37 protein-coding genes and 6 pseudogenes are annotated in these 26,135 nt (G+C 37.3%); 19 read left to right on the top strand and 24 right to left on the bottom strand.

The genetic code is table 11. The features are described from left to right. Positions 1–17: 17 nt before the first annotated feature. The 8 genes and pseudogenes from D8Q48_RS17485 to D8Q48_RS17475 all read right to left on the bottom strand — a co-directional run. Positions 18–879: pseudogene (locus D8Q48_RS17485) on the bottom strand (DUF6560 family protein). Then, entirely contained in the window at positions 869–1,510 is a 642-nt protein-coding gene (locus tag D8Q48_RS17480; protein ID WP_029471593.1) for a hypothetical protein, read from the bottom strand. The pseudogene D8Q48_RS17485 and the gene D8Q48_RS17480 overlap by 11 nt, the downstream one beginning before the upstream one ends. 23 nt (positions 1,511–1,533) lie before the next feature. Continuing rightward, positions 1,534–2,031, bottom strand: a complete 498-nt coding sequence (locus D8Q48_RS04510; protein WP_121055602.1) for a hypothetical protein — start codon at positions 2,029–2,031, stop codon at positions 1,534–1,536. A 59-nt stretch (positions 2,032–2,090) separates the two neighbouring features. Then, positions 2,091–2,747, bottom strand: a complete 657-nt coding sequence (locus D8Q48_RS04505; RefSeq protein WP_019161966.1) for a hypothetical protein — start codon at positions 2,745–2,747, stop codon at positions 2,091–2,093. Between the two features lie 497 nt (positions 2,748–3,244). Next, positions 3,245–3,454 (bottom strand): DUF6061 family protein, encoded by a 210-nt coding sequence (locus D8Q48_RS04500; RefSeq protein WP_176815408.1) that lies wholly within the window; start codon positions 3,452–3,454, stop codon positions 3,245–3,247. 324 nt (positions 3,455–3,778) lie between these two features. Next, on the bottom strand, positions 3,779–4,381 hold the full coding sequence (locus D8Q48_RS04495) for a Type 1 glutamine amidotransferase-like domain-containing protein (RefSeq protein WP_121055600.1): 603 nt from the start codon (positions 4,379–4,381) through the stop codon (positions 3,779–3,781). Positions 4,382–4,445: 64 nt separating this feature from the next. Next, positions 4,446–4,649 carry a hypothetical protein gene (locus D8Q48_RS04490; protein WP_117990317.1) on the bottom strand — a complete coding sequence of 68 codons (204 nt, stop codon included), beginning with the start codon at positions 4,647–4,649 and terminating at the stop codon, positions 4,446–4,448. A gap of 9 nt (positions 4,650–4,658) precedes the next feature. Continuing rightward, positions 4,659–4,757, bottom strand: a pseudogene (locus D8Q48_RS17475) (DUF6017 domain-containing protein); the annotation flags it as partial. Between D8Q48_RS17475 and D8Q48_RS04485 the strand changes: the two are divergent. After that, entirely contained in the window at positions 4,714–5,271 is a 558-nt protein-coding gene (locus D8Q48_RS04485; protein WP_117990318.1) for a CpXC domain-containing protein, read from the top strand. The pseudogene D8Q48_RS17475 and the gene D8Q48_RS04485 overlap by 44 nt on opposite strands. A gap of 105 nt (positions 5,272–5,376) precedes the next feature. On the opposite strand, the gene D8Q48_RS04480 is transcribed toward D8Q48_RS04485, so the two are convergent. From D8Q48_RS04480 to D8Q48_RS04470, 3 genes and pseudogenes are all read right to left on the bottom strand, one after another. Then, positions 5,377–5,586 carry a DUF6219 family protein gene (locus tag D8Q48_RS04480; RefSeq protein WP_008392833.1) on the bottom strand — a complete coding sequence of 70 codons (210 nt, stop codon included), beginning with the start codon at positions 5,584–5,586 and terminating at the stop codon, positions 5,377–5,379. A gap of 87 nt (positions 5,587–5,673) precedes the next feature. Further along, positions 5,674–6,438: a methyltransferase domain-containing protein gene (locus D8Q48_RS04475; RefSeq protein WP_023924069.1), complete on the bottom strand. Its 765-nt coding sequence runs from the start codon at positions 6,436–6,438 to the stop codon at positions 5,674–5,676. Positions 6,439–6,748: 310 nt separating this feature from the next. Continuing rightward, positions 6,749–7,231 (bottom strand): annotated as a pseudogene (locus tag D8Q48_RS04470) (hypothetical protein); the annotation flags it as partial. Between the two features lie 137 nt (positions 7,232–7,368). Here D8Q48_RS04470 and D8Q48_RS04465 point away from each other — a divergent pair. Continuing rightward, positions 7,369–7,632, top strand: a complete 264-nt coding sequence (locus D8Q48_RS04465) for a type II toxin-antitoxin system prevent-host-death family antitoxin (protein WP_117990320.1) — start codon at positions 7,369–7,371, stop codon at positions 7,630–7,632. After that, entirely contained in the window at positions 7,629–7,961 is a 333-nt protein-coding gene (locus D8Q48_RS04460; RefSeq protein WP_005602916.1) for a type II toxin-antitoxin system RelE/ParE family toxin, read from the top strand. The genes D8Q48_RS04465 and D8Q48_RS04460 overlap by 4 nt, the downstream gene beginning before the upstream one ends. 193 nt (positions 7,962–8,154) lie before the next feature. On the opposite strand, the gene D8Q48_RS04450 is transcribed toward D8Q48_RS04460, so the two are convergent. The 4 genes and pseudogenes from D8Q48_RS04450 to D8Q48_RS17465 all read right to left on the bottom strand — a co-directional run bounded on the left by D8Q48_RS04450 (position 8,155) and on the right by D8Q48_RS17465 (position 9,779). Further along, on the bottom strand, positions 8,155–8,382 hold the full coding sequence (locus tag D8Q48_RS04450; RefSeq protein ID WP_130647815.1) for a hypothetical protein: 228 nt from the start codon (positions 8,380–8,382) through the stop codon (positions 8,155–8,157). 30 nt (positions 8,383–8,412) lie between these two features. Then, complete coding sequence (locus D8Q48_RS04445) at positions 8,413–9,036, bottom strand: hypothetical protein (RefSeq protein ID WP_109214829.1); 624 nt, start codon at positions 9,034–9,036, stop codon at positions 8,413–8,415. A gap of 300 nt (positions 9,037–9,336) precedes the next feature. Then, positions 9,337–9,633: pseudogene (locus D8Q48_RS17470) on the bottom strand (ParA family protein); the annotation flags it as partial. Then, the gene (locus D8Q48_RS17465; protein ID WP_243116226.1) at positions 9,621–9,779 is read right to left on the bottom strand and encodes a hypothetical protein; all 159 of its coding nucleotides are present in this window, start codon (positions 9,777–9,779) and stop codon (positions 9,621–9,623) included. The gene D8Q48_RS17465 and the pseudogene D8Q48_RS17470, both read right to left, overlap by 13 nt. A 380-nt stretch (positions 9,780–10,159) precedes the next feature. Between D8Q48_RS17465 and D8Q48_RS17770 the strand changes: the two genes are divergently transcribed. The 12 genes and pseudogenes from D8Q48_RS17770 (at position 10,160) to D8Q48_RS04370 (ending at position 16,654) form a co-directional block, all read left to right on the top strand. Next, positions 10,160–10,294, top strand: coding sequence for a DUF3789 domain-containing protein (locus tag D8Q48_RS17770; protein WP_121055598.1), 135 nt, complete (start codon positions 10,160–10,162; stop codon positions 10,292–10,294). Continuing rightward, a complete protein-coding gene (locus D8Q48_RS04420; protein ID WP_004844214.1) occupies positions 10,291–10,512 on the top strand; it encodes a hypothetical protein in 222 nt (73 codons plus the stop codon). The genes D8Q48_RS17770 and D8Q48_RS04420 overlap by 4 nt, the downstream gene beginning before the upstream one ends. A gap of 79 nt (positions 10,513–10,591) precedes the next feature. Next, positions 10,592–11,119: a YcxB family protein gene (locus tag D8Q48_RS04415; protein ID WP_121055596.1), complete on the top strand. Its 528-nt coding sequence runs from the start codon at positions 10,592–10,594 to the stop codon at positions 11,117–11,119. Positions 11,120–11,202: 83 nt separating this feature from the next. After that, positions 11,203–11,694: an antirestriction protein ArdA gene (locus D8Q48_RS04410; RefSeq protein ID WP_118688778.1), complete on the top strand. Its 492-nt coding sequence runs from the start codon at positions 11,203–11,205 to the stop codon at positions 11,692–11,694. Between the two features lie 15 nt (positions 11,695–11,709). Next, the gene (locus tag D8Q48_RS04405) at positions 11,710–12,111 is read left to right on the top strand and encodes a hypothetical protein (protein ID WP_117990324.1); all 402 of its coding nucleotides are present in this window, start codon (positions 11,710–11,712) and stop codon (positions 12,109–12,111) included. Continuing rightward, a pseudogene (locus tag D8Q48_RS04400) lies at positions 12,051–12,611 on the top strand (conjugal transfer protein); the annotation flags it as partial. The gene D8Q48_RS04405 and the pseudogene D8Q48_RS04400, both read left to right, overlap by 61 nt. A 114-nt stretch (positions 12,612–12,725) precedes the next feature. Next, complete coding sequence (locus D8Q48_RS04395) at positions 12,726–13,355, top strand: hypothetical protein (RefSeq protein WP_117990325.1); 630 nt, start codon at positions 12,726–12,728, stop codon at positions 13,353–13,355. Positions 13,356–13,382: 27 nt separating this feature from the next. After that, positions 13,383–14,102 carry a hypothetical protein gene (locus D8Q48_RS04390; RefSeq protein WP_117990326.1) on the top strand — a complete coding sequence of 240 codons (720 nt, stop codon included), beginning with the start codon at positions 13,383–13,385 and terminating at the stop codon, positions 14,100–14,102. Positions 14,103–14,142: 40 nt separating this feature from the next. Next, positions 14,143–14,709 carry a DUF6707 family protein gene (locus tag D8Q48_RS04385; protein WP_330514387.1) on the top strand — a complete coding sequence of 189 codons (567 nt, stop codon included), beginning with the start codon at positions 14,143–14,145 and terminating at the stop codon, positions 14,707–14,709. Between the two features lie 99 nt (positions 14,710–14,808). After that, the gene (locus D8Q48_RS04380) at positions 14,809–15,033 is read left to right on the top strand and encodes a sporulation initiation factor Spo0A C-terminal domain-containing protein (protein WP_117990328.1); all 225 of its coding nucleotides are present in this window, start codon (positions 14,809–14,811) and stop codon (positions 15,031–15,033) included. A gap of 238 nt (positions 15,034–15,271) precedes the next feature. After that, positions 15,272–15,570, top strand: a pseudogene (locus tag D8Q48_RS17455) (sigma-70 family RNA polymerase sigma factor); the annotation flags it as partial. Then, positions 15,485–16,654 (top strand): site-specific integrase, encoded by a 1,170-nt coding sequence (locus D8Q48_RS04370; RefSeq protein WP_330514367.1) that lies wholly within the window; start codon positions 15,485–15,487, stop codon positions 16,652–16,654. The pseudogene D8Q48_RS17455 and the gene D8Q48_RS04370, both read left to right, overlap by 86 nt. 672 nt (positions 16,655–17,326) lie before the next feature. Here D8Q48_RS04370 and D8Q48_RS04365 read toward each other — a convergent pair. The 7 genes from D8Q48_RS04365 to D8Q48_RS04335 all read right to left on the bottom strand — a co-directional run bounded on the left by D8Q48_RS04365 (position 17,327) and on the right by D8Q48_RS04335 (position 22,133). Continuing rightward, positions 17,327–17,632: a hypothetical protein gene (locus tag D8Q48_RS04365; protein ID WP_002304425.1), complete on the bottom strand. Its 306-nt coding sequence runs from the start codon at positions 17,630–17,632 to the stop codon at positions 17,327–17,329. Between the two features lie 85 nt (positions 17,633–17,717). Beyond that, a complete protein-coding gene (locus tag D8Q48_RS04360) occupies positions 17,718–19,091 on the bottom strand; it encodes a site-specific integrase (RefSeq protein WP_002304423.1) in 1,374 nt (457 codons plus the stop codon). Positions 19,092–19,095: 4 nt separating this feature from the next. After that, a complete protein-coding gene (locus tag D8Q48_RS04355) occupies positions 19,096–19,719 on the bottom strand; it encodes a helix-turn-helix domain-containing protein (RefSeq protein ID WP_002304420.1) in 624 nt (207 codons plus the stop codon). Positions 19,720–19,836: 117 nt separating this feature from the next. Then, positions 19,837–20,073, bottom strand: coding sequence for a helix-turn-helix domain-containing protein (locus D8Q48_RS04350; protein WP_002304418.1), 237 nt, complete (start codon positions 20,071–20,073; stop codon positions 19,837–19,839). Between the two features lie 6 nt (positions 20,074–20,079). Beyond that, entirely contained in the window at positions 20,080–20,487 is a 408-nt protein-coding gene (locus D8Q48_RS04345; protein ID WP_002578938.1) for a type II toxin-antitoxin system PemK/MazF family toxin, read from the bottom strand. Positions 20,488–21,001: 514 nt separating this feature from the next. After that, the gene (locus tag D8Q48_RS04340; RefSeq protein WP_002304413.1) at positions 21,002–21,307 is read right to left on the bottom strand and encodes a helix-turn-helix transcriptional regulator; all 306 of its coding nucleotides are present in this window, start codon (positions 21,305–21,307) and stop codon (positions 21,002–21,004) included. Between the two features lie 262 nt (positions 21,308–21,569). After that, positions 21,570–22,133 carry a hypothetical protein gene (locus D8Q48_RS04335; RefSeq protein WP_002304412.1) on the bottom strand — a complete coding sequence of 188 codons (564 nt, stop codon included), beginning with the start codon at positions 22,131–22,133 and terminating at the stop codon, positions 21,570–21,572. Between the two features lie 286 nt (positions 22,134–22,419). Here D8Q48_RS04335 and D8Q48_RS04330 point away from each other — a divergent pair, with 286 nt between their 5' ends. Further along, positions 22,420–22,869 carry a helix-turn-helix transcriptional regulator gene (locus tag D8Q48_RS04330; RefSeq protein ID WP_002304411.1) on the top strand — a complete coding sequence of 150 codons (450 nt, stop codon included), beginning with the start codon at positions 22,420–22,422 and terminating at the stop codon, positions 22,867–22,869. 51 nt (positions 22,870–22,920) lie between these two features. Next, positions 22,921–23,475, top strand: coding sequence for an ImmA/IrrE family metallo-endopeptidase (locus D8Q48_RS04325; RefSeq protein ID WP_002304410.1), 555 nt, complete (start codon positions 22,921–22,923; stop codon positions 23,473–23,475). Between the two features lie 162 nt (positions 23,476–23,637). Here D8Q48_RS04325 and D8Q48_RS04320 read toward each other — a convergent pair whose 3' ends face one another. Together D8Q48_RS04320 and D8Q48_RS04310 are read right to left on the bottom strand one after the other, a co-directional pair. Further along, complete coding sequence (locus D8Q48_RS04320) at positions 23,638–24,015, bottom strand: helix-turn-helix transcriptional regulator (protein WP_002578940.1); 378 nt, start codon at positions 24,013–24,015, stop codon at positions 23,638–23,640. A 260-nt stretch (positions 24,016–24,275) separates the two neighbouring features. Further along, complete coding sequence (locus D8Q48_RS04310) at positions 24,276–25,412, bottom strand: site-specific integrase (RefSeq protein ID WP_002304408.1); 1,137 nt, start codon at positions 25,410–25,412, stop codon at positions 24,276–24,278. Between the two features lie 222 nt (positions 25,413–25,634). Between D8Q48_RS04310 and D8Q48_RS04305 the strand changes: the two genes are divergently transcribed. Both D8Q48_RS04305 and D8Q48_RS04300 read left to right on the top strand, forming a co-directional pair. Beyond that, a complete protein-coding gene (locus D8Q48_RS04305) occupies positions 25,635–25,979 on the top strand; it encodes a helix-turn-helix transcriptional regulator (RefSeq protein ID WP_198957774.1) in 345 nt (114 codons plus the stop codon). Between the two features lie 34 nt (positions 25,980–26,013). Then, on the top strand, positions 26,014–26,135 hold a 122-nt coding region (locus D8Q48_RS04300; RefSeq protein WP_222358137.1), incomplete at its 3' end, for an rRNA adenine N-6-methyltransferase family protein.

Below are 26,135 nucleotides of genomic sequence, written 5' to 3'. Positions count from 1 at the left end.
TATATGATTCACATTTTTCATTTTTTACGTTCTAATTTCTTCTTATCCTTTTTTATTTCTGCAATCTTTACTTGCAGCCAGTCCACATTTCTATTTCGGGCAGAAATTTTAGCGATTTTTTTCTGATTTTTATATAAAATAAGAGCTTCTCCAAATAAATTCTTTTTTCTTTTCATCTGGGTAATATCCGTTAATCTTATTTTACAGTTCTTCCTTAAAAATCCATTTCTATATAGCCATCCATCCTTGACAATTGTTTTGTCCATTAAAAAATAGAAAAATATACCTCCCGGTACAAGAGAGAATAAAAGGAAAACAAAAGCTGTTTCTTTTGCATTGAATACAAGTATCACACTATTGTAAACCAAATATAAAAAGAAAATGCCTGGCAGAACATAGTGGCTTTCTTTTGGTCTTATGATGCACTTTTTATCTCTACAACTCAACCATGTTTCTTGTGAAATTTTATGCTTAGACAGACTATTTGCAAACAATGATGCGCTTATGTTTTCATCAAATTTGAATATTATTTTGTCCCCTGCATATATTTCCAATGTACCATTTTCTTTATGTACACTTCTTGTTATATCTGAAAATTTATAATATTTTTTTTCCAAAAAACGACCGGTATTCAATTACATCATGATTTACCTTGACTCTCCACAGGAACAAATGCAGGGTACAGATTCCAGAAAAAGCAATCAATATTCCATACGCCACTATAACTGAAAAATCCGCCTGTCCGTCTATAAAACCATACAAAAGTAATCCTGAGAAAAATATAGTTCCAACCAAAAATAAAATTCCCAGCCATCCTTCTTCCTGGATGCTATAATTATTTTCATCTATATTCTTTTCATAAAAATATTCATTTTTCAACCTCCCATTTTTTGACAGCAAAATACTTTACCAGGTGAAAAACTCCTAAGATAGAACCCAAAGAACAAAAATAGGAACAAAGGCTTGCAATTCTAATCATGGCTGTATATTCAACGCTGCTACTAAGTACTTTTGCGACACCCATTCCAAGCAATACAAAACTAGTAATACACCATCCTCCAGCCAGCTTTTTGGAAGAAGATGGATTGTAGATATCTTTTTTAATCAAAGTTATTATAAGAAAAATGTATGCAGCGATTACCAGTATGTAAATGATAACGAGTATGGTTAGATACCTCTTATAATATTCTTCTTTCATAGTTGTCAGCATGAGGATAGTTGCTGCCCAACAGAACAAAATAGAAAACGTCAGACTTTGTATTCCAATGATCCAAAAAACCTTTTTCCCTGTCACTTCTGTTCTTGAAAAACTAAGAATCACGAATCCAAGATAAACAATAACTAAAAATACTTTTGAAAAAAACGGTGATGGAGCTGATTCAGATAAAAAGAAAAATAAAAATACTAGAAACAAGATTGCTCCATCTAATTTGTAGATTTCTTTCGGCTTAATCACATCTTCTATACCGTATAGTAAAAAACTTTTTGTTTGTTCATTAATCTTTTTCATTCTCGTTTTCCCCTATCATTTCTTTATTCTTCCTCTACGGATATTTCCACATTTGCATGAAGCACCTTTTCCAGATATAATAAAACAAGCCGTCGCCCTTCTTCACATTTTCCTATCTTAGAAATATTCCTATACAGCAGATATAATGGAAACATAAATAAAATCAGACATTCTGTTAAAATCAATAAATCTCCCTGAGAAAAAAACAATGCAAATAAAATCACTATGAGCAGAAAAAATAGTGCAGCTTTTTTTATGTATAGCAAAAGCACAAACGTACCTTCCAGCATTACATCTCCCCCATAGCTTTTTATATGTGTCTGGAGCATTTCCCAGCCACCGCCTGTCATACTTCCTGCTGCATATCCGATACATAAGGTATTATCCTCTTCTTTGTAGGCTGCAAGTGCCATATCTCTATAAGCCTGGTTTGAAATACATAATGGTTTTGTAGTCTTCTTAATCTGTTCCAATAAATATTCTTTGGAATAAGGAAAATATATTTTATAATATTCTTGCATATGCTTTCCTTTCTCATAAAAAGGTTTTCTAAAGTTCAATACAATACAAATTTTTTACATTAGTTTCCATCATTTATAAGCTGAACCATTTCCATAGAGATATTGTATTCTTTGCAAAATCTGTTTATTGTCCAATTATTAAAGAGAAGAAAACTCTTCGTCACATAAATATTTGCTTTTGAATGATGTATTAAATTGAAAATACTTTTTATATCATAACAGTTAAAACTGTAGGCAGGAGACATTCCTATCTGCCCATTGCTTATATTGATATCATATCTTTTTTGTATAACACTTGGATATGCCAAATAAATTGTAATATTGCATATATATTTTTTCTTCCCATTTTCTTTTATGTATAGGTATGGTTCTCCCAGTCCAATATCATATATTCCTTTAGGTCTGGAGGATAGTGTAAAAACTAATGAATGGATATCCGCATACAAAATTTTTCGTTCCCTAAATCCATATGTTATTTTTTGATCGAATAGTTTATAAGTACGTTGTTTTATAAAGTAATAAAACAATAATAAAAAAATCACAAAAAGTATGGTAAAAATCAGTGCTTTTTGAAAACTCACTTTAAAATCAAAGGAAAACAAAAGTTCGGTTAAACAAAACGATATTGCTGAACAACTAATAATACTAACTATAATGTTGAACCAAGTATTAAATTTTCCATTTCCAAAGATATAATCATAACTTTTATTCTTCATTATAACCTCGTATATTTTTTAATATAGAAAAACTGCATCACAATATCGAACCAAAATATAAAAATCAATTTTATCTCTTTATCATAATTATATACATCAACTAACCACATTGTAAAGCAAAAAGCAAGCCATTTTCAGACTTGCTTTCCACCAGATTACTGCACCTTATTGCCAAATCATCTCCTTATTCAAAATTCCCTTTTCACACTCTTGTATAGTATTTATTTGCTACCCATTCCATCTGTTTATCTGCCTTCAACTCTTCCTTAATCCCCTGTGTCTATTTCATTTGCTCTACAATTGACTATTATTCCAGCGATTATATAAAAACCATAACCAATACAAAATATGGAAACGGTGCTTCTAACTATACCGCTAAAGCCTTTCGCCATTATCCCGAAAATAGTACTCCAGCAGAGAAATAGCGCCAGCAGACATAAAAAACTCGAACCCCTTGTAAAATGGGCATCAGAAGTTTTCTACCCGTTATTCTTGTTCTATAATTCAAGTGAATCTTCTGAATCTATCCACATCTGTAAATTGCCATCGAGATATAATCTTGCATATTCTAAAGGCTCATCCACAGCCAATGAAGTAAGCGCACATTCTGATCCATATGTGGTTTTTAAATCTTTTTCAGCTCCCCAGCAATCAATGCGAAGCATATATCCAACACTTGTGTAAACATCAATACTATCGTGTTTTATGTTGTATTATGCATAAATTGTTCTCATCGTATCTTATCTCTATTTTCTTTTAATAATCAGTTATAGAGTTAAATATCGAAAACATTTCAATCAGTTCACCATGTCGTTATTGTTATACTGTGTTATGAAATTTTCTTTCCCTTATTTTTTCCCATATTAAGATTCATGAAAGCTAATGGGAGAATATAACACAAAGGAAAGAGTAAGGGAAAGCTCACTTGCTACAAACTTAGTATTTTCAAGGGTTTGCGAAGAATTTGATAATCAAATATAACAGTTATTAAATTTCCTAAAATAAGTGCAATATCAACTTGAATTTTCAAATTAGTCTTTGCAAATAACCTTTGAACCTTCACCATCAATTACAATTCCCTGACGGTTGTTAATTGGGCATAGATTCAAATCCGAAAACTCAGTCATTATTTTCTCGGTAACTTTCTTAAATGGTGCTGTAAGATAATGCGGAAGAACATAGAAATCAATCAAATCAAGCCCTGCATCATCTTCTTGTGAGTAGTCCTCTGGCTTTTTATCCATTTGCTCGATATATTGGATGCTTGGAGCGCATATAATTGCGCCTGCCGACTCGCCGATCATCAATTTTCCATTTGCCAATTCCTTTTTCAGTAGCCCATCAGCTCCCGTTTTACGGAGCTGGTCCATAAGAAAGAAAGAATTTCCGCCGGTAAAATATATCACATCTGCTTCTTCAAAAACAGACTGTATCGTTGAATAAGCCTCCGTTGAAATATCAATTTCAGTTACGATTGCTCCCAACTTATTGAATAATTTTCGAGCCGAGTCGACATAACCGGTGTAGCCTTCACGCAGTGAAGCTGTTGGAATAAATGCGACTTTCTTATTTTCAATTTCTTCCTTTATCAGACTTCCCACACTTGAAAAGTGCGAACATAAAAATAGTTTCATCAATATTCTCCTTTATAAATTCCGATTTGCACATCAAATCGTTTTCTTCATTCTATCACAACTTCTATTGATCCGCCATCAGTCTTTCAAACCAAGTATCCATAGCAAGGATGAGCTTGCTTGCGCCTGACCATTCTTGCATCATCTCAAGGATCCCTCTGACAACTGCATAAGTCTGTACTGTCATCTTTACTGCCAAGCCGATCACAAAAAGGATCAGCCATACCGGCAGTAATAATATCTTCCCAGCAAGTTTTAAAATAAACATGTGCACCTCCTATCTTACCAGTCCTGGCATATCATGGTTCACTTCTGCCTGATAATACCCGTTCATCGTAGAAGGTGCATTAAACAGGGCTGCTAATAAATTTTTCCTTTATACCTGCCCGAACTGTGGAGAGACCTTTCGCTTAAACTATCCTACGCTCTATCACCAGATGGAAGATCTTATCATGATTTATCTGGTTCCTGAATCAGAAGTAGAGAAGACATATGAAATGTTTTATGGAGAAAATGCTTTGGCTGATTTTCGTACCGAAAAGTACTTAAACCGGATTGTGACATCAGCAAATCAGCTCGTTGAAAAGATCAAAATCTTTGATGCTGGTAAGGATGACAGGATAATAGAACTTGTTAAATTACTTGCGGCAGATTCTATTCTCAAAAATAATCCTGATAAAAAATTTGATGAACTGCGCTTTGCTGTCGACGACGGAACAAATATTCTTATAATCATTAATAAGGGTGAGATCACTGGTGCAGTTGACATTGACAATATGTATGAATTTGCTTCTTCACACTGCACTGATTTCAAAGATCTCCGTGATGATGAGGATATTGTTATCAATAGGGAGTGGATCCTTAACAAACTTACCGAAGAAGAAAATTAATAATATATTTGGTGGCTACACCCCCAAGCCCCTGTAGAATAAATAACGCCAGTACTGGATATCAAAAATCCCGCACCGGCGTTATTTATTAAAATATTTTGTTTTTTAATCTTCAACACTCTCTACTGAAACTTCTTTTTTCTTCCTACTTTTACCAGAAATCATCTTGTGTCCTGTATAAATAGCCATAATCATGCAAAGCAAAGAACTTGCTGCAAAGTACTTATGGCCTTCTTTTGATCCCTTATAACCTGTATAAAAAGTTCCAAGCATTGTAATCAGTGCACCGATAGACCAATATTTATGTGATTTCATTCAGATACCTCCTGCCGTTTTTCTTAATCATATACCTTTTAAAAGATATATACAAACTGAAAGTTTCTTTTTCTTGATAAATGGGGATTAGTTTTCCTTTTTTCCAATCAGCAATAACCACCTATGGTCAAAGCATATTTGTCCCTCCTTGATATAGGGATTAAAACCTGTTTTATCTCCACCATTCAAATCGTATTCCATTTTATCAATAATATCTTTTTGAATATCCTCTGGTGTACTTGTCAAATCCATCCAACTTTGTAGATTTACAGGAACAAGTGTTGTTTCTTCAAGCTGAAGCTCAAAAGCATCCTCAAACAATGCTTCAAATTCTTCTCTGCTAAGTATTCTTGTATGTGAGTTATCACGCATCGTTTCAATAGCGTCATTAGTTTCACGCAATTCTTCTGTAGTCGCTACCATATCCCAAATAACAAGTTTTCCACCTTTTTTCAAAACTCGTTGCATCTCCCGAAAAGGCTTTTCAGGCTCAACAAAATGGTGCAATGAAAGTCTTGTAATCACAAGGTCAAATGTTTCATCTTCAAAAGGTAAGCATTCCGCATTCCCCGATACAAATGATATGTTCTGAATACCTTCTTGCTTTGCCAGTTTTTTTCCCTGCTCCAACATTGCTTCTGTCAAATCCAAACAAGTAATGTCCTTAACATAAGGAGCCACTGCTCTTCCACATATACAGGTTCCAGCAGCAACCTCCAATGCATGTTCATTGCCCTTTGCCTGAATACTACGAATTAAATAATCGGTATATTCTGCCTTAGACATATGATATGAAGCAAATTTTTCTGCTTGTGTACCAAATGATTTTTTCACTTCATTATAGTTATTCATAAACTTTTACCTCGCTGTAAACTTCAAAGTTTCTGTTCCTTACAAACTTCGATTTTAATGTCTCTATTATACCATAATGATACTATTATAAAAAAGGAAAAAAGAGCTGACGGTTTATAAGTTTTATAAGCTGGGCATTCTTTTTGCGGTCCTCGTCCAGAATATGTCCATATACCTCTGTTACCATGTCTGCCTGCGCATGACCGGAATCGCCCTGGACCGCCTTTATATCACCGCCACTCAGTTTCAGCTTGTCTCTCACATTTCCGGAAAGATACTCGTCTGCTGTCTCCCAGCCGATATCCGGATTGTGTATCGTTGCCTCAAGAGTCGCAAACTGTACCTTTGCCTCCTCGAAGTTCTTTCTCTCAATCGTGATTGTCAGGTATCTCTCCTGCTCAATCCCCTGTCTGCCCTCAATAATCTTCTCTTCAATAATGTCATTGTAGATTCTTCTGTAATTATTGAAGCCATCATTTTTCTCAGCAATCAGAACCTTGTCACGGAGTTCATCCATGTTTTTGTTCTTATTGTTGATCGTAATTTTATAATTACAGTCCAGCGAATTTAAGAACTTGCAATACCTCTCGAAAATGCCGATCTGCTCATCCTCGGTTGCTGTCGTGTAATTGATGTCCTGAAAGCGGTAGCATTTGGAATACTTATTTTTGCTTACTTCAAAAATGCCGTTTTCAGCCACCGCCATAATCTCTATGGTTTCCTGAATGGATTTAGGTGTCTTATACAAAGGCTCACTCGCTTTCTTATAATGAAAGCCCGCCGGGAACTTCACCCTGCGGACTGTGTTCCCGACCTTGCGGTCAGATACATATGAATAGTTGTGTTTATCCTGCTAACACTAATGGTATATCCATTGACTCCATAACAAAATTTGTGTATAATTTTGTTATCAAATAAGGAGGTGTTTTTATGCCAGCAATCAAATCAAGTGCTGATTTAAGGAATAATTACAATGAAATTTCTACATTTTGTCATAATTATCCTGAACCAGTTTTCATCACGAAGAATGGAAAAGGCGACCTTGCCGTTATGAGCATTGAAGCCTACGAAGAACTGACCAGCCGCTTTGAACTTTACAGCCAGATCAAGGAAGGAATGGACGATATTTCCACAGGCAACACCAGACCATTTTCCGAAGCTATGGCTGATATCAGGAGCCGCCGCAGTCGATGAGCTATCAGGTTCATATCACTTCCACCGCAGAACACGATATTATGCGTGCTGCGGATTATATCGAATTTACCCTCAAAAATCCTGATGCCGCAGATAATCTGTTAGATGCTGCGACTGAGCAGATAGGCTCACTAGCCGACCTGCCACAGAAGTTTCGTCTGGTAGATGATCCGGTACTGGCAAGCTGGGGCATTCGTTTTGTAATAATCAATAATTACCTTGCCTTTTATACGATTGATGAAGAAAAGCAGACTGTAATCATAGTCCGATTTCTCTATCAGAAAAGTAACTGGACTTCCATTCTTCGACAGGGATTTTCCCTCATTTAAGGAATCTGTTTTTGTGCAGGTTCCTTTTTAGTGCCTTGCTTTATAAGCAGCCACACCCGCTACCGCCAGCACAAACACGGCTGCCAGTCCCATCGCAACTGATTCCTGATAGCGGTCTATATCCTTGTTTACTTCGATTACCATTGTCTTTCCTCCCTTTCAAGGTGCAAAAAAAGCACCTTAACCTTATTGGCTAAAGTGCTTGTATTGGTTTGGTATCAAATTGTTGTGAATCAGACAAATATGAATTACCTACAGTTTCATCATCATTAAAATGTTTTTTCAGAGCTTTCCCTGTCAGATAAATAGATACAACCATAAGAAAACATTGAATCGCCATAAGAATCAACCCTACAAATCCAATCGTATCCTTATCACTATGGTACAACGGAATATTTATCAAAGTAGATAATATAATCATTACACAACGCAACCTATTTTCTACTAATACTTAATGAAACAATTCAAATATACTAATACATGCAAGGAGAATCTGCGCAACAACTAATATTCTGTGCAAAACTGTAAAGAAACGCGACGTTAGCATTGTTGTATTATTTTGAGTACAGTATCTGGTCAGAATATTCATCGGTCCTGCAAGTGCTTCTGTATCGACATAAGCCACCCCAGCTGCCTTTGCTACCTGTCCTTTAAAGTTAGCTCTCATGGCAGCATCATTTACCTCTATAGCTCCATCCAATCCACCATCCAGAAGTATACACATGACTTCCGCTACTTTATAGCTAATAGCATACGTAAATGCTGCAATTGAAAACAGAATAAGTAATACTAAACATATATTAACAAAGATACCGCCTCTGCACCAAAATGTTTCAGGTCCGAAATCGATATTAACATCCAGAATATATGGAAGTGCTGATGTGCCTAACATTAATACTAAAAACAGAATAAGAGACAACATACTGTTCCAACCGAAAACTGCTGCCAGCTCTCCTGAATAACAAGACAGTTTAGCAACCCGAAGAGATCTCTTTTTCTTTTTATTATATTTTTCCTGTGAATATTCTTTTTGCTGTATTGCTGGTTCATCATTCCAGCTTTTCATTTTACTCATTAAACATCCTCCTAATCTGGTTAATATGAATTACTGTATTCTTAATACCGAATAACAAAACACGTTCGTTTCGTATAAGCACAGTATACCACACCTCCTGTGCCTATGCGATAACATTTACTGCTTCTTGCGGTACGATCTCATTTTCTCCACAGTAACCTCCGGATAGAAATAAGTAAGAATCGTTGCTTTCGGAACTCCGGCAGCAAGTGCTTTCTTCACCTCTTCTTTCTGCTCCGGCGTATATGACCAGTGCAGCATTCGGTTTGTGATAGTATCATCCCACTTAGGCTTTTCCCTCTCAACACTGACTTCAGATGCACGCACCGACATTGGAATCTCTGTTCCGAATACCTTTATGCTTGAAGAGTATGTATCATAAACCATCAGCGATATATCTCTTGCATAATTGGTTCTGTTATCCACCATAGTTAGTAGAATTCCTTCTATCTTAAGCTTTGGATTAAGCTGTTTCTTCACCCTGCCTATTGTCTTAATAAGCTGCTGTAATCCTTTTACCAGTAAATATGCAGCCTGCACCGGTATTAAACCTGAATCAACACATGCAAGTGCATTTATTGTCATCATTCCAAGCGATACTTCTCAATGCTTTCCTGCAAAAGAAACATTTCCTTATCATCTTTTACCTGAAACGGGTGCTCTTTGAACGGACGAAGACGCTCAATCTCAATTTCTATGATTCTTTCTTCGTTTTCTCCTGATTGTCTGTTTGGCTCAGTCATCTTGACTCCTTTCCTCCAGGATTCAGGAAATAAAAAATGCCTGCCTGGAACTTTTATAGATAGTAAAGTTCCAAACAGGCATTGCTGTTTGACCATTAGCTGTAGCTAATAGAATTGAATACTGTTTCAGCTAATTCATGTTTGCAAGTTTGGGAGAGATTGTTTCTTTTCCCGCCTTTTCTCTGATTTACATTCCCGAATAAGGGGTGACAACGGAGCGGAACCCAAATGTTAGCTGGACTTCTTAAAACCCATGTTTGCAAACCGGTAATTTTGATTAGCTGTCAGCTAACAAAAATCGGATTGCGTTAGCTGTAAATTGATCATTTTGAATGGAATTTTGTGTCACGAACGTGATTTGAAAATAACAAAAGCGTTCGTTGTCAGCTAATCCAGCTAACATTTTCGAACGCTTTGAAGCCCGTCGCCACAGAAACTTTGCCATGTGTATTTTACAGGCTGGCAGACAGTCTGACCGAAAAATGATGGAACTGAAAGGAGAAAAGAAAGTATGAATTTTGGACAGAACCTTTATAACTGGTTTTTAAGCAATGCACAGAGCCTTGTGCTGATGGCGATTGTTGTTATCGGTATCTACTTGGGATTTAAGCGTGAGTTTTCCAAACTCATCGGATTCTTGGTAGTTGCCTTAGTAGCCGTTGGTCTTGTATTCAATGCGTCCGGCGTAAAAGACGTATTGTTACAGTTATTCAATAAGATTATTGGAGCGTAAAATTAAGAATCCCACATTTTGAACACAAACTTGTGGTAATATACTAATATCATTAAAATGTTTAAAGGAGATTCTTATTATGGTTAGATACAGTATTGAAATCGGACAGCAAGAACAAGATATTTTAAAAGAAATCGTTTTAGCCAGTGATAAAAATGTAAAGAAACGTAAATTTGCAACAGGGTTATCGTCTGTGATGGCTGTCATAATATTAATATATACGATTCTTTGTTTTATGAATAGTCGTATTGGTTATGGTATTATTGGATTATTATTTTCGGTTTTCTTTATCTGGATTATCATAAACGGAGCTAACACATTTCAGAAAAAAGTAATAAATATTGTTCATTCAAAGATGGATAATAAATTGACTTCGGGAAAACGTGAATATTGTTTTGATACCGATGGTATTACAGTTAGTTCTGATATCGGTAACGGGACTAATCATTGGAACGCCTTTAAATGTTGGGGGATTTTCAGAAATTACATATATATCAGAACAATAAAAAATGAAATGGTTCTTGTTAATCAAAATGATTTGTCTGAAAATGATGTAAAAGAGTTAAAATCCCTTTTGAGTCAGAATTTAAAAGAAGAAACGCTTTAATATTGTTTTAGAGTTAAGCAGTCTTTCAGTTATGATCGACTGCTTTTTTCATACTCAAAATTAGAAGAAAGGACTGAATTACGATGGAAGAATGTAGCGTATTGATTGAAACGACCAAATCAGCAGAGGATAAAACCTCTTGCTGGTTTGATTTACCCATTGATTATGAGCTGTTCCGTGACCTGCTCGGCGTGGAAGCTGACAGCAATGATTATCAAATTATTGGTATGAAGCTCCCCTTTGCTGGCGACATTGTAAGGACAACATCTGTCAGACGATTAAACAAGCTGTACTTTGCTTACACGGATTTATCGCCAGAGGTTCAGCAGGCTTATAAAGAGTTGATTCCGTATTGTGGCGGTGTTGAGGATTTATTGCAGAAGTCGGAAGAATTTCTGTTTTATCCAGAATGCCACAACATCATGGACGTTGCCCGTTACCACTTGGAGCATAACATTGAATTTTCTGCACTATCCGAAAAGGGAAAGAAATATTTTAATCTGGAAGCCTACGCCCATGAGTTGGAAGAAAAAGGACGTTATGCTCTCTGCAACAATGGTATGTTCAAACTTTGACAGGTGGTATTGCTTATGGCAGAAATGAAAGTATTTGTTATCAATCTTGATGAACAGGAAAAAGATACAGGCTGTGCATGGTTTACACTTCCCTACAACATAGAAGCATTAAAACAATCCATTGGCTTACCGCCGGACAGTGACCGTTATCTTATCAGTGATTATGATTTCCCTTTTGAAATCCTGCAAGATACAGACCTTGACCTGTTAAACAATATCTGCCTTGCGATTTCGGAGAGTGAAATTCCACCCGAAGATATACCTGCAATTCAAAGAGAATGGTTTCCAAACCTGCAAGAGCTGGAAGCCGGACTTTGCAATGTTACATACCATCGGAACTGTTCGGATATGGAAGAACCATCAGAACGGACATACCAACCAGTGCGACCGTTACAAATGTGCTGGTCTGGAATGTAAAGCAGTCTGGAACGAACGATTTTACCGTTGCCTACGAAGTAGATCAGCAGGTAAAAGAGGGAGAACAGACACAGGCAGTTGCAGAAAACTACACTGTGACGGTTCATGTGGATAAGGACGGTGCAATGGTCATTACCCAAAATCCTACCCTTGCTCCGGCAGTACAGAAATCAAAGTATGAGCCGAAAGTACAGGAAGCAGATGTCAGTGTTAGCTCTGACACAGTTAAGGACGTTACCGCTTTCTTGGAAACATTCTTCAAACTGTACCCTACCGCTACGGAGAAAGAACTTGCCTACTATGTCAAAGACGGTGTGCTTGCTCCTGTATCCGGCGACTATGTATTTTCAGAACTGGTAAATCCTGTCTTTACTAAAAACGGCGACAATCTTAATGTCAGTGTGTCTGTGAAATATCTGGATAACAAGTCGAAAATGACACAAATTTCGCAGTATGAGCTTGTGCTTCATAAGGACGATAACTGGAAGATTGTAGAATAAATATTACAGCAGAATAGTATGGTAATTTGTTGCTTTATCTATACTATTCTGCATTTTATTATGATATAGTATGAATTAAGAAAGATTCAACTTGAAGGGGAGGATAAAAAGGATATGTTACGAAATGACATAAAACAAGTAATCTGTTCTTTTGCTTCTGAGTTAGATTTTTATTTTGAAGAAAGAGGATTTAAAAGAAGAAAAAACGGACTTATTTATACCCGAAAAATTGATACTACTATTCAAAAAATTGAAATGGTATTCTTTTCTAATCCATCATATCATCAGAATGTATTAGCACACTTATATCCTCATGTACAGATACTTTTTCCAAGAGTGAATAATACAGCTAAAATTTTTGCTAGTAATTTAATTCCCATTAAATGGTTAAATAAATTTACAATTAGACAGCCTATACAAATATATTCAAATTCAGAAGATTTTTATCTAAAAGATGTTAGTGATTATGAGTGCTTAAAAGAAGAATTACTTGGTTTTTTTGAAGAATATACTATGCCGTTGCTTGAAGAATTAACTTGTGAAAAAGATTATTTAACTCTTTATGAAAATAAGGATAAACGAATTATATGGGATAATAACCAGTTTTTATATGTTGCAAGTGCATATTTTAATGAACATAGACTTAAAGAAGCAAGTCAAGTGATTGAAAAACGATTCGGAAAAAAAGGATTGCGAAAACAGTATAAAGAAGTTTTCGATTTTTTTGAAAATATAGAATATTAGCAATGTCATAAAAGGAGCTGAATTTATATGTTACCGCATAATAAAATTATCAAAACAACAGTTAAGAAATTTTTAGAGCCGGAAAAACTTTTTCAAATAGGAAGCTCAAGAAGCTGGTTAGACGATCAAGGGTATTATATGATTCTTGTTGAATTTGCATCAAGTGGTTATTCAAAAGGGGCAAGCTTGAATGCAGGAGTTTCGTTTCTATGGGAATCTACGGAAAGCCTAAATGAAATGTTATCATATGATTACGAATGTCAAGTTATAACGAGTTATGTGGAATATAAAAATGATGATGAGGCGTTTCAGAATGGCATAGAGAAACTGGCAAAAAAAGCTTTAGAAAAAGTAGACGAATATCGAAAATTTTCAGATATGGACTATGCAAAATCTTGTTTGCAGGAGCAAGTTGATAAACTTCCAGAATATAGACGATTTTGGGAGTTATACAATCTGGCAATGCTTTGTTTTCTAAAGGGGGATTTTGAAGAAGGAAAAGACATATTTGAACATTATATGCAAATATTAAAAGACAGTTTTTATTCTGGGGATTGTTATATTGAATGGCATGAACAATTTTATAACCATTGTATTGAAAACATTCTATGTCACTTATCTTCAAAGGAATCTGCACAACAGATGGTTGTAGATATGATTAACCGAAGACGAAAATATTTTTATGAGAAACCGTCTTATAAAAAAATGAGTAAAGAACCATATTTAATATCAAATTATAATGTGTGATGGATAAAATAATTCATTAGTGTTTCCAATTTATTAAACAATAATTGAGGGAGATGGAGATAATATGGAACTATTTGAAAAAATTTCAGAAAAATATGAGAATAAACGGATAAAGAGAGATTGTAAAGCACTTATGAAAAAGTGTAGTGCTAAATCATCAAGAGATATGAATACATTGGTTGAGTTAATTGATTTAATGTATATATACCAAGATTTTGAAATGGCTGTTGAACTTTATCATATTATTGAAAAAGTAGAATTTACTGGTAATTATACGATTTACGATGAAATATTATATGCCAAATGGACTATTGTAAGAATATATAGAGAAACAAATCAAACAGAAAAATATGAACAGCTATTAAACTCAGTGATGGAGTATGAAAATGAAGCACTATATGATAATCGTAAAGCAGGGTTAAAATTATATGATGAACATATTAGAAATGCAAGAGATTTAAAAGCAAAGCAAAGTATGATTGGCTGGATGCTCGTAAAATATAAAATAATGATAAAATGTTTTGAAAACCCTAAATTTCCTATAGATAAAATACAATTAGATAAAGAAATAGTTGAAATGGAAATGAAATTAAAAAATATACTATAAAAAATCATATTTGAAACAAAAATATTCCTTTGTGCTTTCTTTCGCATTTTTGTGATATTATCGAATGGAAATAAATTTATTCAGAAAGGTTGTGGTTAGATGTTGGGTATCAAAAAACGTGATACAAAACAAGTGTTTAAAGCGATTGCACATCAACAGGGTGTTTCCGTGTCAGAAGTAAAAGAACGTATTCAGTCAACCATTGATGAAATGTATTACAGCGATGACCCAGTTGTGCAAGCTGAATTTTCAAATTATTTTGGAAAGAAACGTCCTACACCAGAAGAATACGTTTATACGATGGCAACAAAAATTAAATACTGATTTATGAAAAATCATCACTTCTTTAACCTGTACATTAACTGTGCAGGTCTTTTTTTGTCTTTTTTTATCGAATTGAATAATTTTTACCTTTCTCATCGGCTTATATATTGAGGGCAAATATAAATTTTATCTAAAATAGCGATTATTTTTTCAAATCACTTAGCAACTGCCCTGTTTTTTTCTTATATGGAGTGGAAAGAGGGATAGATACAAAACAGCACAGGGAGGAGGTGAGAACGTGAAACCATCTGACTTCCAGAAAACTGTAATGTGTCGTTTTGATAGTTGTTTAAAAAAACTGTTTTCGGAGTTGTAAAAGATTACTACAAAGAGTTGAAAAAGAATCAAGCAGAAGCTATCCCCTTTTGTGAGCTTCCCGACATTATCATAGATAAAGTTGCTATATGGGATACATATAAAACGGATTACACTACTTTCAATATATGTGGACATGACATTTATGTATATGACGATGAGCTGGCAAAAGTTATTAAACAATTATCTGACCGTTACCGTGAAAATGTACTTATGTACCACAAAGAAATTATCTACCTACTACAACGATTTATTGAGTGTTCCAGAAGTACCCAGAGCTAACAGAAAAGCTACTGGACGTTGCGTACAACCTGCCAATATCAAGAAAATACACGACATTATACGCTGTGCATTAAATCAAGCAATCCGTTGGGAATATATTGATACCAACAAGCGTAACCCTGCTTCATTAGCAACGCTTCCTAAAGTTCCTAAGGTAAAAAGAAAAGTATGGAGTGTAGATACATTCCGTGAAGCAATTCAGCAGTCAGACGACGATTTATTAACCATCTGTATGCATTTGGCGTTTTCCTGCTCAATGCGTATTGGAGAAATTACAGGTCTTACATGGGAAGATGTAGTTATTGATGAACAATCCATTGCAACGAATAACGCAAGGGTAATCATCAATAAAGAGCTTTCCAGAGTAAATGCACAAGCTATGCAGAAATTAAAGAAAAAAGATATTATCAAGATTTTTCCGACACAGAAACCGCATTGCACAACAAGGCTTGTATTAAAAACACCAAAGACAGAAACAAGTAATCGTACCGTATGGTTGCCAAAGACGGTTGCAGAATTACTGGTGCAATATCAAAAAGACCAAAAGGAATTACAGGAATTTCTGGGAGACGCTTATAACAATTACAACCTTGTTATAGCTCTGGAAAATGGAAATCCCGTTGAGAGTAGAATTGTGAGAGACAGATTTCAAAAGTTATGCGAACAAAATGGCTATGAAAAAGTTGTTTTCCACAGTCTGCGTCATTTATCAACAGGATACAAATTGAAAATGACCAACGGCGATGTAAAATCAGTACAAGGCGATACAGGTCATGCAGAATCAGAAATGGTTACAGACGTTTATTCAGAAATCATAGATGAAGATAGACGTTACAATGCTCAAAAGATGGACGAACAATTTTATTCCACTCTAAACCATGATTCAGAAATGCAACCACAAAATGAGGAAGTTCAGCCAGAAAACAACGGCTTATCAGACAGTGATATGGAGCTTTTACAGCTTTTAAAATCACTTACGCCAGAGATGAAAGCAATGCTTTTGAAACAATCAGCTTCAAAGTAATTTTTCAAAAGTGTTAGCAAATCTTCAAAAATCTGCTGATATTTTTTCAAAATAAAAAAAGTGTTAGCAAACTCTTCTACTCAAACAGTCATAAAAATATCGAATTACAAATTCTGAAAATCAAAAGAAATTGCAAAATATAAATTGAATATGTTCTTATCCGACAGGTTATAAGCCAAAAACAAAAGAAGCTGAAAACCTCGATAAATCAAGGCTTTCAACGTTGTTTGCTGGCGTCCCAGACAGGAATCGAACCTGCGACGTTTCGCTTAGGAGTAGACCCGATACGACATCGGGAAGTGGCATCTAATGCTTAAAAATGCTTGGAAATACAAGGTTTTTCAGCATTTCAAATCCCATCTGATACTACGCTGTGATAGCTAATTCAGAGGGATTTTACACCGTCCGATTGGCTCGAAATTAGCAAGTCTTTCGATTTTTGGTGGACGTTGCAAGTGCAAGTAAATGTCACTATGTAACTTCTCGTGATGCGAAATGATAGGAAATCCTATTCATTCTCGTGTGAGGGTGCGGGTGTCCTTAGACACAGATTTCAGTCTGTTTTATATATCATTTCAAAATGAATTTTTCAACCAGAATTATTAAGAATTTCAAAGGTTTTTCAGACTCAATGATTCTATGTAATTTAGACCCGCCGAAGCAGGTCTTTTTTTATTTCAGCATAATCTCTCTATCCTCAGCGCCGAGCATATAAGCACCCTTGGCAAAAGCATCCCTTGCAAGAAGCTCTGCTACATCAACCCTATCGAACAGCATCCATATTTCTTTCTCTTTCGGAGTCAGTTCATGGCTATGGTCAAACAAATGCTCAAGTCCCAATCCTTCAAGCAATGCCGACTTTGCTGCTTTGTATTCCTCAGCTCTGCCAACATATTCGTCGTTCCTTTCCTTGGAAAATGCCTCGATATTGTCAGCTCTCAGATGCTCGTAATACTCGTCCATAAAGATTCTATCCATACTCGTTGACCTCCATAACAAAAAAATAAGGGCAGACCCTTTTACAGCTATTGTAGCTATGTAAAAGGATCTGCCCTTGCAGTTACTATAATGTTTTTGCCAGCGACTTCAGGAGTGCTGCCATTTCCGGATTTTGCAGAAGCTTCAGAAGAAGTTCTTTATCATCAGCGGAGCTTTCCGTTGCGGCTGGTTGAACCGGCTCAGGCGTTGCCTGTCTGCCTGAGTAGAACGCAGCTTCCATTCTTTCAGCGTTCAGTCTGCGGTCATCGTCGATGATATGGGAGTAAACATCCGCTACCATCTTGACCTGTGCATGACCGGAATCGCCTTGAACGGATTTCATATCGCCGCCGTTCAGCTTCAGCTTGTAAGTGATACTGGAATGTCGGAGACTATGGAAAACCACTTTCGGCAGTCCCTTCTCCTCAATCAGCTTATTGAAAGCACGGTTGATAACCTGCCCCTCAATCGGCTTGCCATTGGAAGAACAGAAAACCAGATTGAAGTCTACGAACTCGTCACCGAAAAGGTCTTTCAGTTCTTCGATGTCAGCCTTTCGCTGTACCAACATTTCCGCTACGGTTTTCGGTAAGAACACCTTGCGGACACTTGTTTTGGTCTTAGGAGTTTTGAGAACCAATGCGGTATGCGTACTGGCGAAGGTCGGTGGGAACTTGAACATGATGTCCTTACCGTCCAGATCTGCCATCGCTTCACGATTTACTCTCTGCAACTCCTTTTCAACGAAGATGCTTGCCTGACCAAGTTCAATACTGGTGGGGGAAATGTCAATACAGTCCCAGGTAAGCCCCAGAAGCTCGCCCATTCGCAGGGAACAGGAGAAGGCAAGGTTAATAGCCAGACGAAGAATATCATCGTCACAGGCTTCCAGAGCCTTCTGGAGCACTTCTGCTGTCCAGATATCCCTGGTCTTGTGTTCTTCTTTCGGCAGCGTAGCGTGCTCCACAGGGTTTCTGGTCATCAATTCCCACTTGACCGCTTGATTGAAAGCATTTCGCAATGTCTTGTGAACCTCTCGGACAGTATGCGGAGTCAGATATTCTGTACGGGCTTTTACATACTTAGAAGAAACCGCTTTGACAGAAAGCAAATCTCGGTAATACTTGTCCATGATTCTCGGCGTGACATCCTCCAGCTTCATATCACCGATGAGGGGACGAATATAGTTTGCAATCAGGCTCTTTCTGCTTTCATAGGTAGACATCGCCCAGGTGTTCACACCATAGATTGACATATACTCATCCAAAAGATCATTGACGGTTTTAGCAGAAGGGGGAATAAAGGTTCCGGACTCCTGCTCATATTCAACCTGCAACTTCCTTTTCTTTGCTTCGGCATTCGTTTCAAAGGTTTCCCACTTCTGACGCTTGTTGCCGTTCTCATCGGTGTATGTATAAACCACAGAATACTTCTTTTTTCTCTTAACGATAGATGCCATGTAATCAGCTCCTTTCCTGTCTATCTTCCGCTAACTGGTAGCGGGTCTGATTGTGATACCATTTTTCAAAGCTCTCTTTGGTAGCTCGCTTATACCTGCCAACCTTGATAAGCTCAAAATCTTCATTGGCAACGATATAGTAAATGGTCTGACGATGTACCCCAAGCATTCTTGCCATTTCCGGCAGACCGTAGGTGGATGCCATAATATCTGCATCCAGTTCCTGATCCTCTACCGTGCGGTAATCGGTTTGAGAAGCATACCATCTTTCAAAGCTCTCCTTTGTCACTCTGCGCTTGCCCAGGACATCGACCACATCAAAATGCCCTTTGGCAACCAGTTCGTAAGCAGTCGCTTCTTTCAGCCCAAGGCGCTGTCCAAGCTCCTCCATTGAATATGTAGTTTTCTTCAATTCCTCGCCGGGAGGGGTTCCATCGACCTTCTGGTATTTGAACTGATTGGCATACCATTCTTCAAAGCTGTCGATCATCACCCTCATGGTGTTGCCGACAAGAATGGTTTTGAAGTAATTCTTCTTAATGAGCCAGTATGACTCCGTTTTACCAAGACCGAGCATCCTGCCCATTTCCAGAACAGACATACTCGTGCGTTTTCTCATTTCCGCCATCGTACAACCTCCTATGTAAAAAATGTAGCCATGTGTTTCTTGTCATGGCTACATTTTATCGAACTCTCAATATGTTTTGAAGTTTGTCGCCGGGTTGTACGACGCCCTTGACAAATCTTACATTTGATGATCCAACCACTCATCAAAACTCTTTTTGGAGATTCTGATACTGCCACCGATGCGGACGCTATGGAAAACTTTCTTTTTCACAAGGTTGTATGCGCTGGTTCTGCTGATGCCCAGAATATCCTGAATCTCATCAACCGTATAGGTTCTCTTATCAAACTGAACTGCGTTAGCAGCCATCGCTTCTTCGGTGCGCTGATTCATGGCAGCGATTCTTTCTTCAAACATTTATGTTCACTCCTTCGCTCTCTTTGCTTTATGTTTTGGGGAACGCTTTTTCAGCTGTTCCATTGCCAGGCTGACAGATAAGGCTTTCTCAATCGCTACCATTTCACGGGGCGTTACCTTACCTAAGTAATTATCAATCCTGCTTTTATCAATGGTACGAATCTGTTCCAGCTGAACAACGGACGCTTCTTTGAATGCAGGATTGTCGTAAATAACAAAGTGCGTCGGCATATTCGCTTTCTTATGGATTCTGGTGGTGACCGTTGCCACAATCAATGTGGGAGCGTGTTTATTACCGGTATCGTTCTGAATGACGATAACCGGACGGATGCCGCCTTGTTCCGACCCAACTACCGGGTCCAGCTTGGCGCAATAAATATCACCACGGCAATATACCCAATTTTCTTTCATCATGTGCCATGACCTCCTTTCGTTGGCTATGTAATAACTGACTGCCAGAAAGGAATCAGGCAGTCAGTCCAAAAGTCTATGTGTCCCATATTTGCCACGCACCCCTGGGAAAGAGGGCTTACGCCCTCAGGGAATCACCGAACGACTGATTGCGAATCAGTTCCATAGGAATCTAACCTCTGCCGGGTTCTCCGCCAGCTCCGTAGAGAAGTATCTTTAATCCTGTTGCTTTCATGGCCGTATTGGGAGCAACCCAATATTTACAAGCCAGTATTGATCGCTGGCATCGGGAGAGAGACAAGCGCTTAATTTATAGAAGAAAGTCGTTCTGTTTCTCTATCCGATACGTCTCGGCGTACCGCTGATGTGGCTGATGCTCTCGCACCGGCAACAGGAACGTATTCGATGACTGTGTATTCAGTTTTCAAGGATCAAGCAGCCGATTTTCTTTGGCTGTATCTAAATTGTACCTGTTCCTCATGCAAGTTTTTATTGCCTCGTAGGTATAGTTTTGAGGTTATTCACGACCTAAAAATATGTAATCAAGGGTTGTCTCAAAGCGCACAACCAGTTCGATTGCCAAATCAATAGAGATACCTCTGTTGCCGGTTTCAATTCGTGCAATGGTGTTTGCGGCAACACCTAACTGCTCCGCAAGCTGTTCCTGTGTAAGCCCATGTTCCTTTCTCAAGGCTTTAATTCTTTTTCCGCTTTCAACCAAGTCGTAATACATTTTCGTTCCTCCGTGTTTTTGAATTTGTGAAGTTGCAAAATCAAAAACAGCGGGAGGAGATCGTGCCCGATTCTCAATACCCTTTGCCATCTGCCTGTCCTCCTTGCAGGCATAAAAAAAGAGCCGGAGTAAATTACTCCAAGCTCTCGTTCATGCCTTTGTGTTAATTATGGGGGAAAATAGGCAGGTATAAAAAAAGCCCCGTACCCATTACAGGCACGAGGCGTAACTCTCTCTATTCAATTTTATGCCGCTATCTCCCAGCATAGCCATTTTAACACTGGACAAGTCGGACTTTCAGTAGGGGAACCGTCGTATTTTCATCGGATTTTAGTCGGACTAAAATCCTGTCTTAGCATTCACAATAACACAATGCTTCTTCCTCCCGGGCACTTTCCAGGAAATCTTTCAATTTAGGAATGGCTGTTCCCCAAAGTGACAGACCAAATAACAGTATCGCTTCTTTCTTTCGGTCATAGTAGGTGCTGCGTTCCATATTCAAAACCTCCAGCATTTCTGATTCCCTGTACTTGAAGCGGTTGAGATATGCCTTTGAGATAATCTCACAGTACAGAGCGCCTTTATCTGGATATTCTCTGATTTTCAACATAGCCATATCTACCAGTTCAATGATCCACTTTGTCTCAAATAAGCTGCGAATGCGTTCTTCAAATCGTTCTCTCGCTTCATCCGGAGCAAAGTTCTCCAGATAAATCAATGCACCATCTAAGCTGTCACCGTAAGTACAAATAAGGGTATCACATACATCATTCGCACGATCAATGGTAGACCAGCACACCTCTCGATATATGGATAAAATCAGCTTTGCTCTTTCATACAGAACCTTCTCGTCAATGTTCTGCATCCGGCAAAGCATTCGAATACTGCTTAATACCTGTGTATTATATCTGCTCATTCAGAATCTCCTTTCAGCCTAATCCATAAAATAAGAATTCCTTTCTAACTCCTGTCACTTGGCTAAAGGGAAACAAATACCATGGGACAAGAATGACTATAACTTCCGATATTTGATTAAAATAACAGAAGTGAAATCGGAAGTTCTTGACTTTATAAAAGTTCCGATATATAATTAAGTGGAATTAAAACTTCTGTTATGATTCTTATTATAGCATTTTCCAGAAGTTTGTCAACAAATAATCGGAAGTTACGAATAAATATTTTTTGAAAGGAAGGATACTACCATGACATTTGGAGAAAAAATTAAAGAAGCTCGTTTGGCTATGAACCTATCTCAAACGGAGCTTGCCCAGATGACCGGCATTTCCGAAAGATCCCTTTACACCTATGAGCAGCTCGGAACACTCCCCAGAAAAAGCAACATCAGAAAACTTGCTGAAGCACTGCATATCTCTGTGTCCTATCTTTTGGACGAATCTGAAACGGATAGCCAGAGCCATATAGATCAGGATATGTTTATTTTAGAGGCAAAGGAAAACTTCGGTTCAAAAGGAGCAAAAGAAGCTCAGGAAGTGTTGGGTCGTGTAAATTCTCTGTTTGCCGGTGGAGAATTGGACGAGGACGCAAAAGATGTATTCTTCCAGGCGATTATGTCAGTTTATATGGACTCTAAGAAAACAGCACGGGAAAAGTACACTCCGAAGAAATACAGAAAGCATAAAGATAAAGAGTAAAATCCTCAAGCACAGAATATGTTTTCTGTGTGCGATTCGGAGGTGAAGCAAATGAAAACGGCAGAGCATATCATTGAAACTGTCGATAAGCTTGTGCGAAAATATCACACCAGAGACCCTTACGAGCTATGTCAGCTGTTAGGTATCAAAATCCACTATTACGATTTACAGAAGAAATTGAAGGGCTTCTTCTATTACCAGTCCAGACAAAAGAATATCGTGATAGATCACAATGTGAACGGTATCCTGGAGCGTATATTAGTCGCACATGAATTAGGACACGCTGTCCTGCATACAAAAATCGCTATGATGCACGGCTTTCAAGAAATGGAAGTTTTTGATGATAGATCAATCGAAGAAAATGAAGCAAACTTCTTTGCGGCGGAGCTTCTGTTAGAAGATGGGAAAGTCCTGGAATGCCTTTCGGAACACACATTTTTTGAAACGGCTAAAATGCTCTATGTACCGGCAGCATTATTAGACTACAAATTCAGCCTGCTCCACGAAAAAGGAGAGCTGGTAAATTCGATGTATATTCGTAAAGCAGATTTCCTGAAAGAAGATCTTCATGCCTACGATAACGACATTGGTTATGGCGATATATGAATATCTATTTTTATATCTTTACAGAAAAAGTCCACCAGTACGATGCGTAGTGCATCATGACTGGTGGACTTTTTGCTTCTTAAAGAATCAGTATATTGTGCTGCAAAAAAGAACCCCATAGCAGTTCACTCTGTACCGTCAATGGGCTTCTTTTTCATTATATCAATCAAGCTCCGCTTTTTTTATCATCTCTTGCTGGTCAATCAAGACATCAATCAACTTTCCTACGGTTATCAATGTTGTTACATTACACTTTTTCAGTTTTGCAGCAATCTCATTATCAATGATGCTGTCGCATTTTGCATATGGGGTATCCAGTAAAAAATAGTCAAAGTTCTTTTCCAAGACGAATGCCAGTTTTAGAAGCATTGCCAAAGAAACTTTCGTCTGTCCAACTTCAACATGGCTCATATGATTGTTCGAGCAACCAACCAACGCACCCAAATCAGCCTGACTATAACCCTTTTCCAGTCGGGCAGCTCTAATGCGCTGACCAATCTTAACGTAATCAATTTCCGGTTGCGTTTCAATCACCTCCATGCTGTGTATGATTCTGCTATACATTATAAAATGTACCAAAAATCTCAACAACCAACATCGGGTGCAAGTTGCATTTATAAATGCAATATGATAAAATTTTATAGGCAGATTGCATTAAATGATAGAATGAAAAGAACCCCAAGACGACAATATGAGCTATCTTGAGGTTCTTTAAAATAAAAAATTCGTAGAGTACATTACTCCACGAAAAAACACCGCCAAACACTGAAAACTCAGCATTATTTGACGGTGTTGACAATTTATTTGACGGCTAATAAATCAGAAAGCCGTTGCATATTTTCTCTTTTTAAATCCATGGATGGGTGTACATAGCGATTCATTGTAATATTCACGCTGGCATGACCCAATATTTCGCTGAGACTTTTTACATCGAATCCAAGCTCTATGCACCTTGTAGCAAATGTATGACGTAACGAGTGATAATTTGCGGAGGTGATTCCGCTGTTTTTCAATACCTTCTTAAAATGATTTTGCATGGTTCTTGGTTCTAATGGATTCTGATCGCTATTGGTTAGGATGTAGCCAGTAGAAGAAGCTTTGTGTGCTGTAAGAATAGTCATTAAGCCATGGGGTACTGGAATAGTACGGATGGAGCAAGCACTTTTTGGTGTGGTAACAACAATCCTTGTCTTGTATTCACTGTTGGTTCTATCTTGGATTCTCTGGAGCGTTTGATGCACGTGGATTGTGTAATCTGAGAATGAAACATCTTCCCATCGTAACGCACAAATTTCACCTACTCTGAGACCAGTGAATAAACATACTAATATACCAATATTGCAGGAATCAAGATTAGAATACAAGTATTGGCATAATTTTTCCTGTTCAGCACGACTCAAAACTCTCATTTCCTTCGTTTGACGTTTTATCTGTATAGATCGTGCGTCACAAGAAATGGCTTTCCCGTTTCGGGTGGCAAATTGTAAGACATTTCGAATTAGAGATAAAATATCTGAAACAGTTTTAGAGGAAAGTCCATTCTCCTTTAATCCACCAGAAACAAGGAAAAAATTACACTGCGTTTCAATAAACTCGTGTGTTATATCACGCAATTGTTTGCTTCCGAACACAGGAAGTATATACGAGCTGAGAAGATTCCTATATTTGTTGCTTGTAGATTCCTTCACTTTAGGACATATAGCTTGAAACCATTCCATAGCAACCTGTTCAAATTGATCTGAGCTAATTTCTGGATCGACAGTGACAGAATTACTCGTGCACGAACTTTGACTGATAAGTTTTGCCTTGACTTCTCGATATGACTTTGCATAAACATAACCGTAATTGGCTTTGCCTGTAGAAGATCGGGACTTAATGTATCTTCCTTCCCATCTGCCGTCTTTCCTTTTGTAAATATTTTCTCCTTTTCGTGCCATAAGGTACACCTCCTTCAATATGACTATAATTCTGACGGCAAATTGTGACTTTGGAACTTTCTAAGATGGATTTTTGTGCAAAACCTCGTGTTTTATGTCCCTAACATATTGACAAACAGTGCGACAATTTGTAAAATAAAGATATAAACTAAAAAAAACAGAGAAGAATGCGATTCGTGGAGTAATGTACTCTACGAAAGAGTATACCCAGGAGGAGATTTATTGATTCAATTTGTAGGGCGAGATGCTTATAAGCAGTTTTGGAATTTTAGTAAAGATGAGAAAGAGAACTTGGCCACTCAATTGGCGATTGAGTTACCCGCACTCAGAGGAAAAGTTGGTGCATCACAAGAAGAAATTGCTTCGGCTGTTGGTATTTCACGACAAACTTATAGTGCCTACGAAAATCGGACACGCCCAATTCCATGGAGTTTATATCTAGCACTATTGTTTTATTTTGATTACATTCCAAGTACACATTATATGATTCGCCAGCTTGAATTATTCCCAAATGAATTAGACGAATGTTGGTTAGCTGGTAGAGTTTTTATTGAGGAAGAAAAATGAGCGAATATTCACAGCAAATAAAAAGGGATATTACATGAACAAAAATATAAAATATTCTCAAAACTTTTTAACGAGTGAAAAAGTACTCAACCAAATAATAAAACAATTGAATTTAAAAGAAACCGATACCGTTTACGAAATTGGAACAGGTAAAGG

It is taken from the genome of Ruminococcus sp. B05 (genome assembly GCF_003628495.1).
Classification (GTDB): Bacteria; Bacillota; Clostridia; order Lachnospirales; family Lachnospiraceae; genus Schaedlerella; species Schaedlerella hominis.
Note: the sequence above shows the minus strand (reverse complement) of the source record. Positions and strands in the feature narration are given on the sequence as shown.

Coding starts and splice junctions, on each gene's coding strand:
- D8Q48_RS17480 (WP_029471593.1), bottom strand. CDS start 1,510: ATGAAAAAGATTAATGAACAAACAAAAAGTTTTTTACTATACGGTATA.
- D8Q48_RS04510 (WP_121055602.1), bottom strand. CDS start 2,031: ATGCAAGAATATTATAAAATATATTTTCCTTATTCCAAAGAATATTTA.
- D8Q48_RS04505 (WP_019161966.1), bottom strand. CDS start 2,747: ATGAAGAATAAAAGTTATGATTATATCTTTGGAAATGGAAAATTTAAT.
- D8Q48_RS04495 (WP_121055600.1), bottom strand. CDS start 4,381: ATGAAACTATTTTTATGTTCGCACTTTTCAAGTGTGGGAAGTCTGATA.
- D8Q48_RS04490 (WP_117990317.1), bottom strand. CDS start 4,649: ATGTTTATTTTAAAACTTGCTGGGAAGATATTATTACTGCCGGTATGG.
- D8Q48_RS04480 (WP_008392833.1), bottom strand. CDS start 5,586: ATGAAATCACATAAATATTGGTCTATCGGTGCACTGATTACAATGCTT.
- D8Q48_RS04475 (WP_023924069.1), bottom strand. CDS start 6,438: ATGAATAACTATAATGAAGTGAAAAAATCATTTGGTACACAAGCAGAA.
- D8Q48_RS04465 (WP_117990320.1), top strand. CDS start 7,369: ATGCCAGCAATCAAATCAAGTGCTGATTTAAGGAATAATTACAATGAA.
- D8Q48_RS04460 (WP_005602916.1), top strand. CDS start 7,629: ATGAGCTATCAGGTTCATATCACTTCCACCGCAGAACACGATATTATG.
- D8Q48_RS04450 (WP_130647815.1), bottom strand. CDS start 8,382: ATGATTATATTATCTACTTTGATAAATATTCCGTTGTACCATAGTGAT.
- D8Q48_RS04445 (WP_109214829.1), bottom strand. CDS start 9,036: ATGAGTAAAATGAAAAGCTGGAATGATGAACCAGCAATACAGCAAAAA.
- D8Q48_RS17465 (WP_243116226.1), bottom strand. CDS start 9,779: ATGACTGAGCCAAACAGACAATCAGGAGAAAACGAAGAAAGAATCATA.
- D8Q48_RS04420 (WP_004844214.1), top strand. CDS start 10,291: ATGAATTTTGGACAGAACCTTTATAACTGGTTTTTAAGCAATGCACAG.
- D8Q48_RS04415 (WP_121055596.1), top strand. CDS start 10,592: ATGGTTAGATACAGTATTGAAATCGGACAGCAAGAACAAGATATTTTA.
- D8Q48_RS04410 (WP_118688778.1), top strand. CDS start 11,203: ATGGAAGAATGTAGCGTATTGATTGAAACGACCAAATCAGCAGAGGAT.
- D8Q48_RS04405 (WP_117990324.1), top strand. CDS start 11,710: ATGGCAGAAATGAAAGTATTTGTTATCAATCTTGATGAACAGGAAAAA.
- D8Q48_RS04395 (WP_117990325.1), top strand. CDS start 12,726: ATGTTACGAAATGACATAAAACAAGTAATCTGTTCTTTTGCTTCTGAG.
- D8Q48_RS04390 (WP_117990326.1), top strand. CDS start 13,383: ATGTTACCGCATAATAAAATTATCAAAACAACAGTTAAGAAATTTTTA.
- D8Q48_RS04380 (WP_117990328.1), top strand. CDS start 14,809: ATGTTGGGTATCAAAAAACGTGATACAAAACAAGTGTTTAAAGCGATT.
- D8Q48_RS04370 (WP_330514367.1), top strand. CDS start 15,485: ATGACATTTATGTATATGACGATGAGCTGGCAAAAGTTATTAAACAAT.
- D8Q48_RS04365 (WP_002304425.1), bottom strand. CDS start 17,632: ATGGATAGAATCTTTATGGACGAGTATTACGAGCATCTGAGAGCTGAC.
- D8Q48_RS04360 (WP_002304423.1), bottom strand. CDS start 19,091: ATGGCATCTATCGTTAAGAGAAAAAAGAAGTATTCTGTGGTTTATACA.
- D8Q48_RS04355 (WP_002304420.1), bottom strand. CDS start 19,719: ATGGCGGAAATGAGAAAACGCACGAGTATGTCTGTTCTGGAAATGGGC.
- D8Q48_RS04350 (WP_002304418.1), bottom strand. CDS start 20,073: ATGTTTGAAGAAAGAATCGCTGCCATGAATCAGCGCACCGAAGAAGCG.
- D8Q48_RS04345 (WP_002578938.1), bottom strand. CDS start 20,487: ATGATGAAAGAAAATTGGGTATATTGCCGTGGTGATATTTATTGCGCC.
- D8Q48_RS04340 (WP_002304413.1), bottom strand. CDS start 21,307: ATGGCAAAGGGTATTGAGAATCGGGCACGATCTCCTCCCGCTGTTTTT.
- D8Q48_RS04335 (WP_002304412.1), bottom strand. CDS start 22,133: ATGAGCAGATATAATACACAGGTATTAAGCAGTATTCGAATGCTTTGC.
- D8Q48_RS04330 (WP_002304411.1), top strand. CDS start 22,420: ATGACATTTGGAGAAAAAATTAAAGAAGCTCGTTTGGCTATGAACCTA.
- D8Q48_RS04325 (WP_002304410.1), top strand. CDS start 22,921: ATGAAAACGGCAGAGCATATCATTGAAACTGTCGATAAGCTTGTGCGA.
- D8Q48_RS04320 (WP_002578940.1), bottom strand. CDS start 24,015: ATGGAGGTGATTGAAACGCAACCGGAAATTGATTACGTTAAGATTGGT.
- D8Q48_RS04310 (WP_002304408.1), bottom strand. CDS start 25,412: ATGGCACGAAAAGGAGAAAATATTTACAAAAGGAAAGACGGCAGATGG.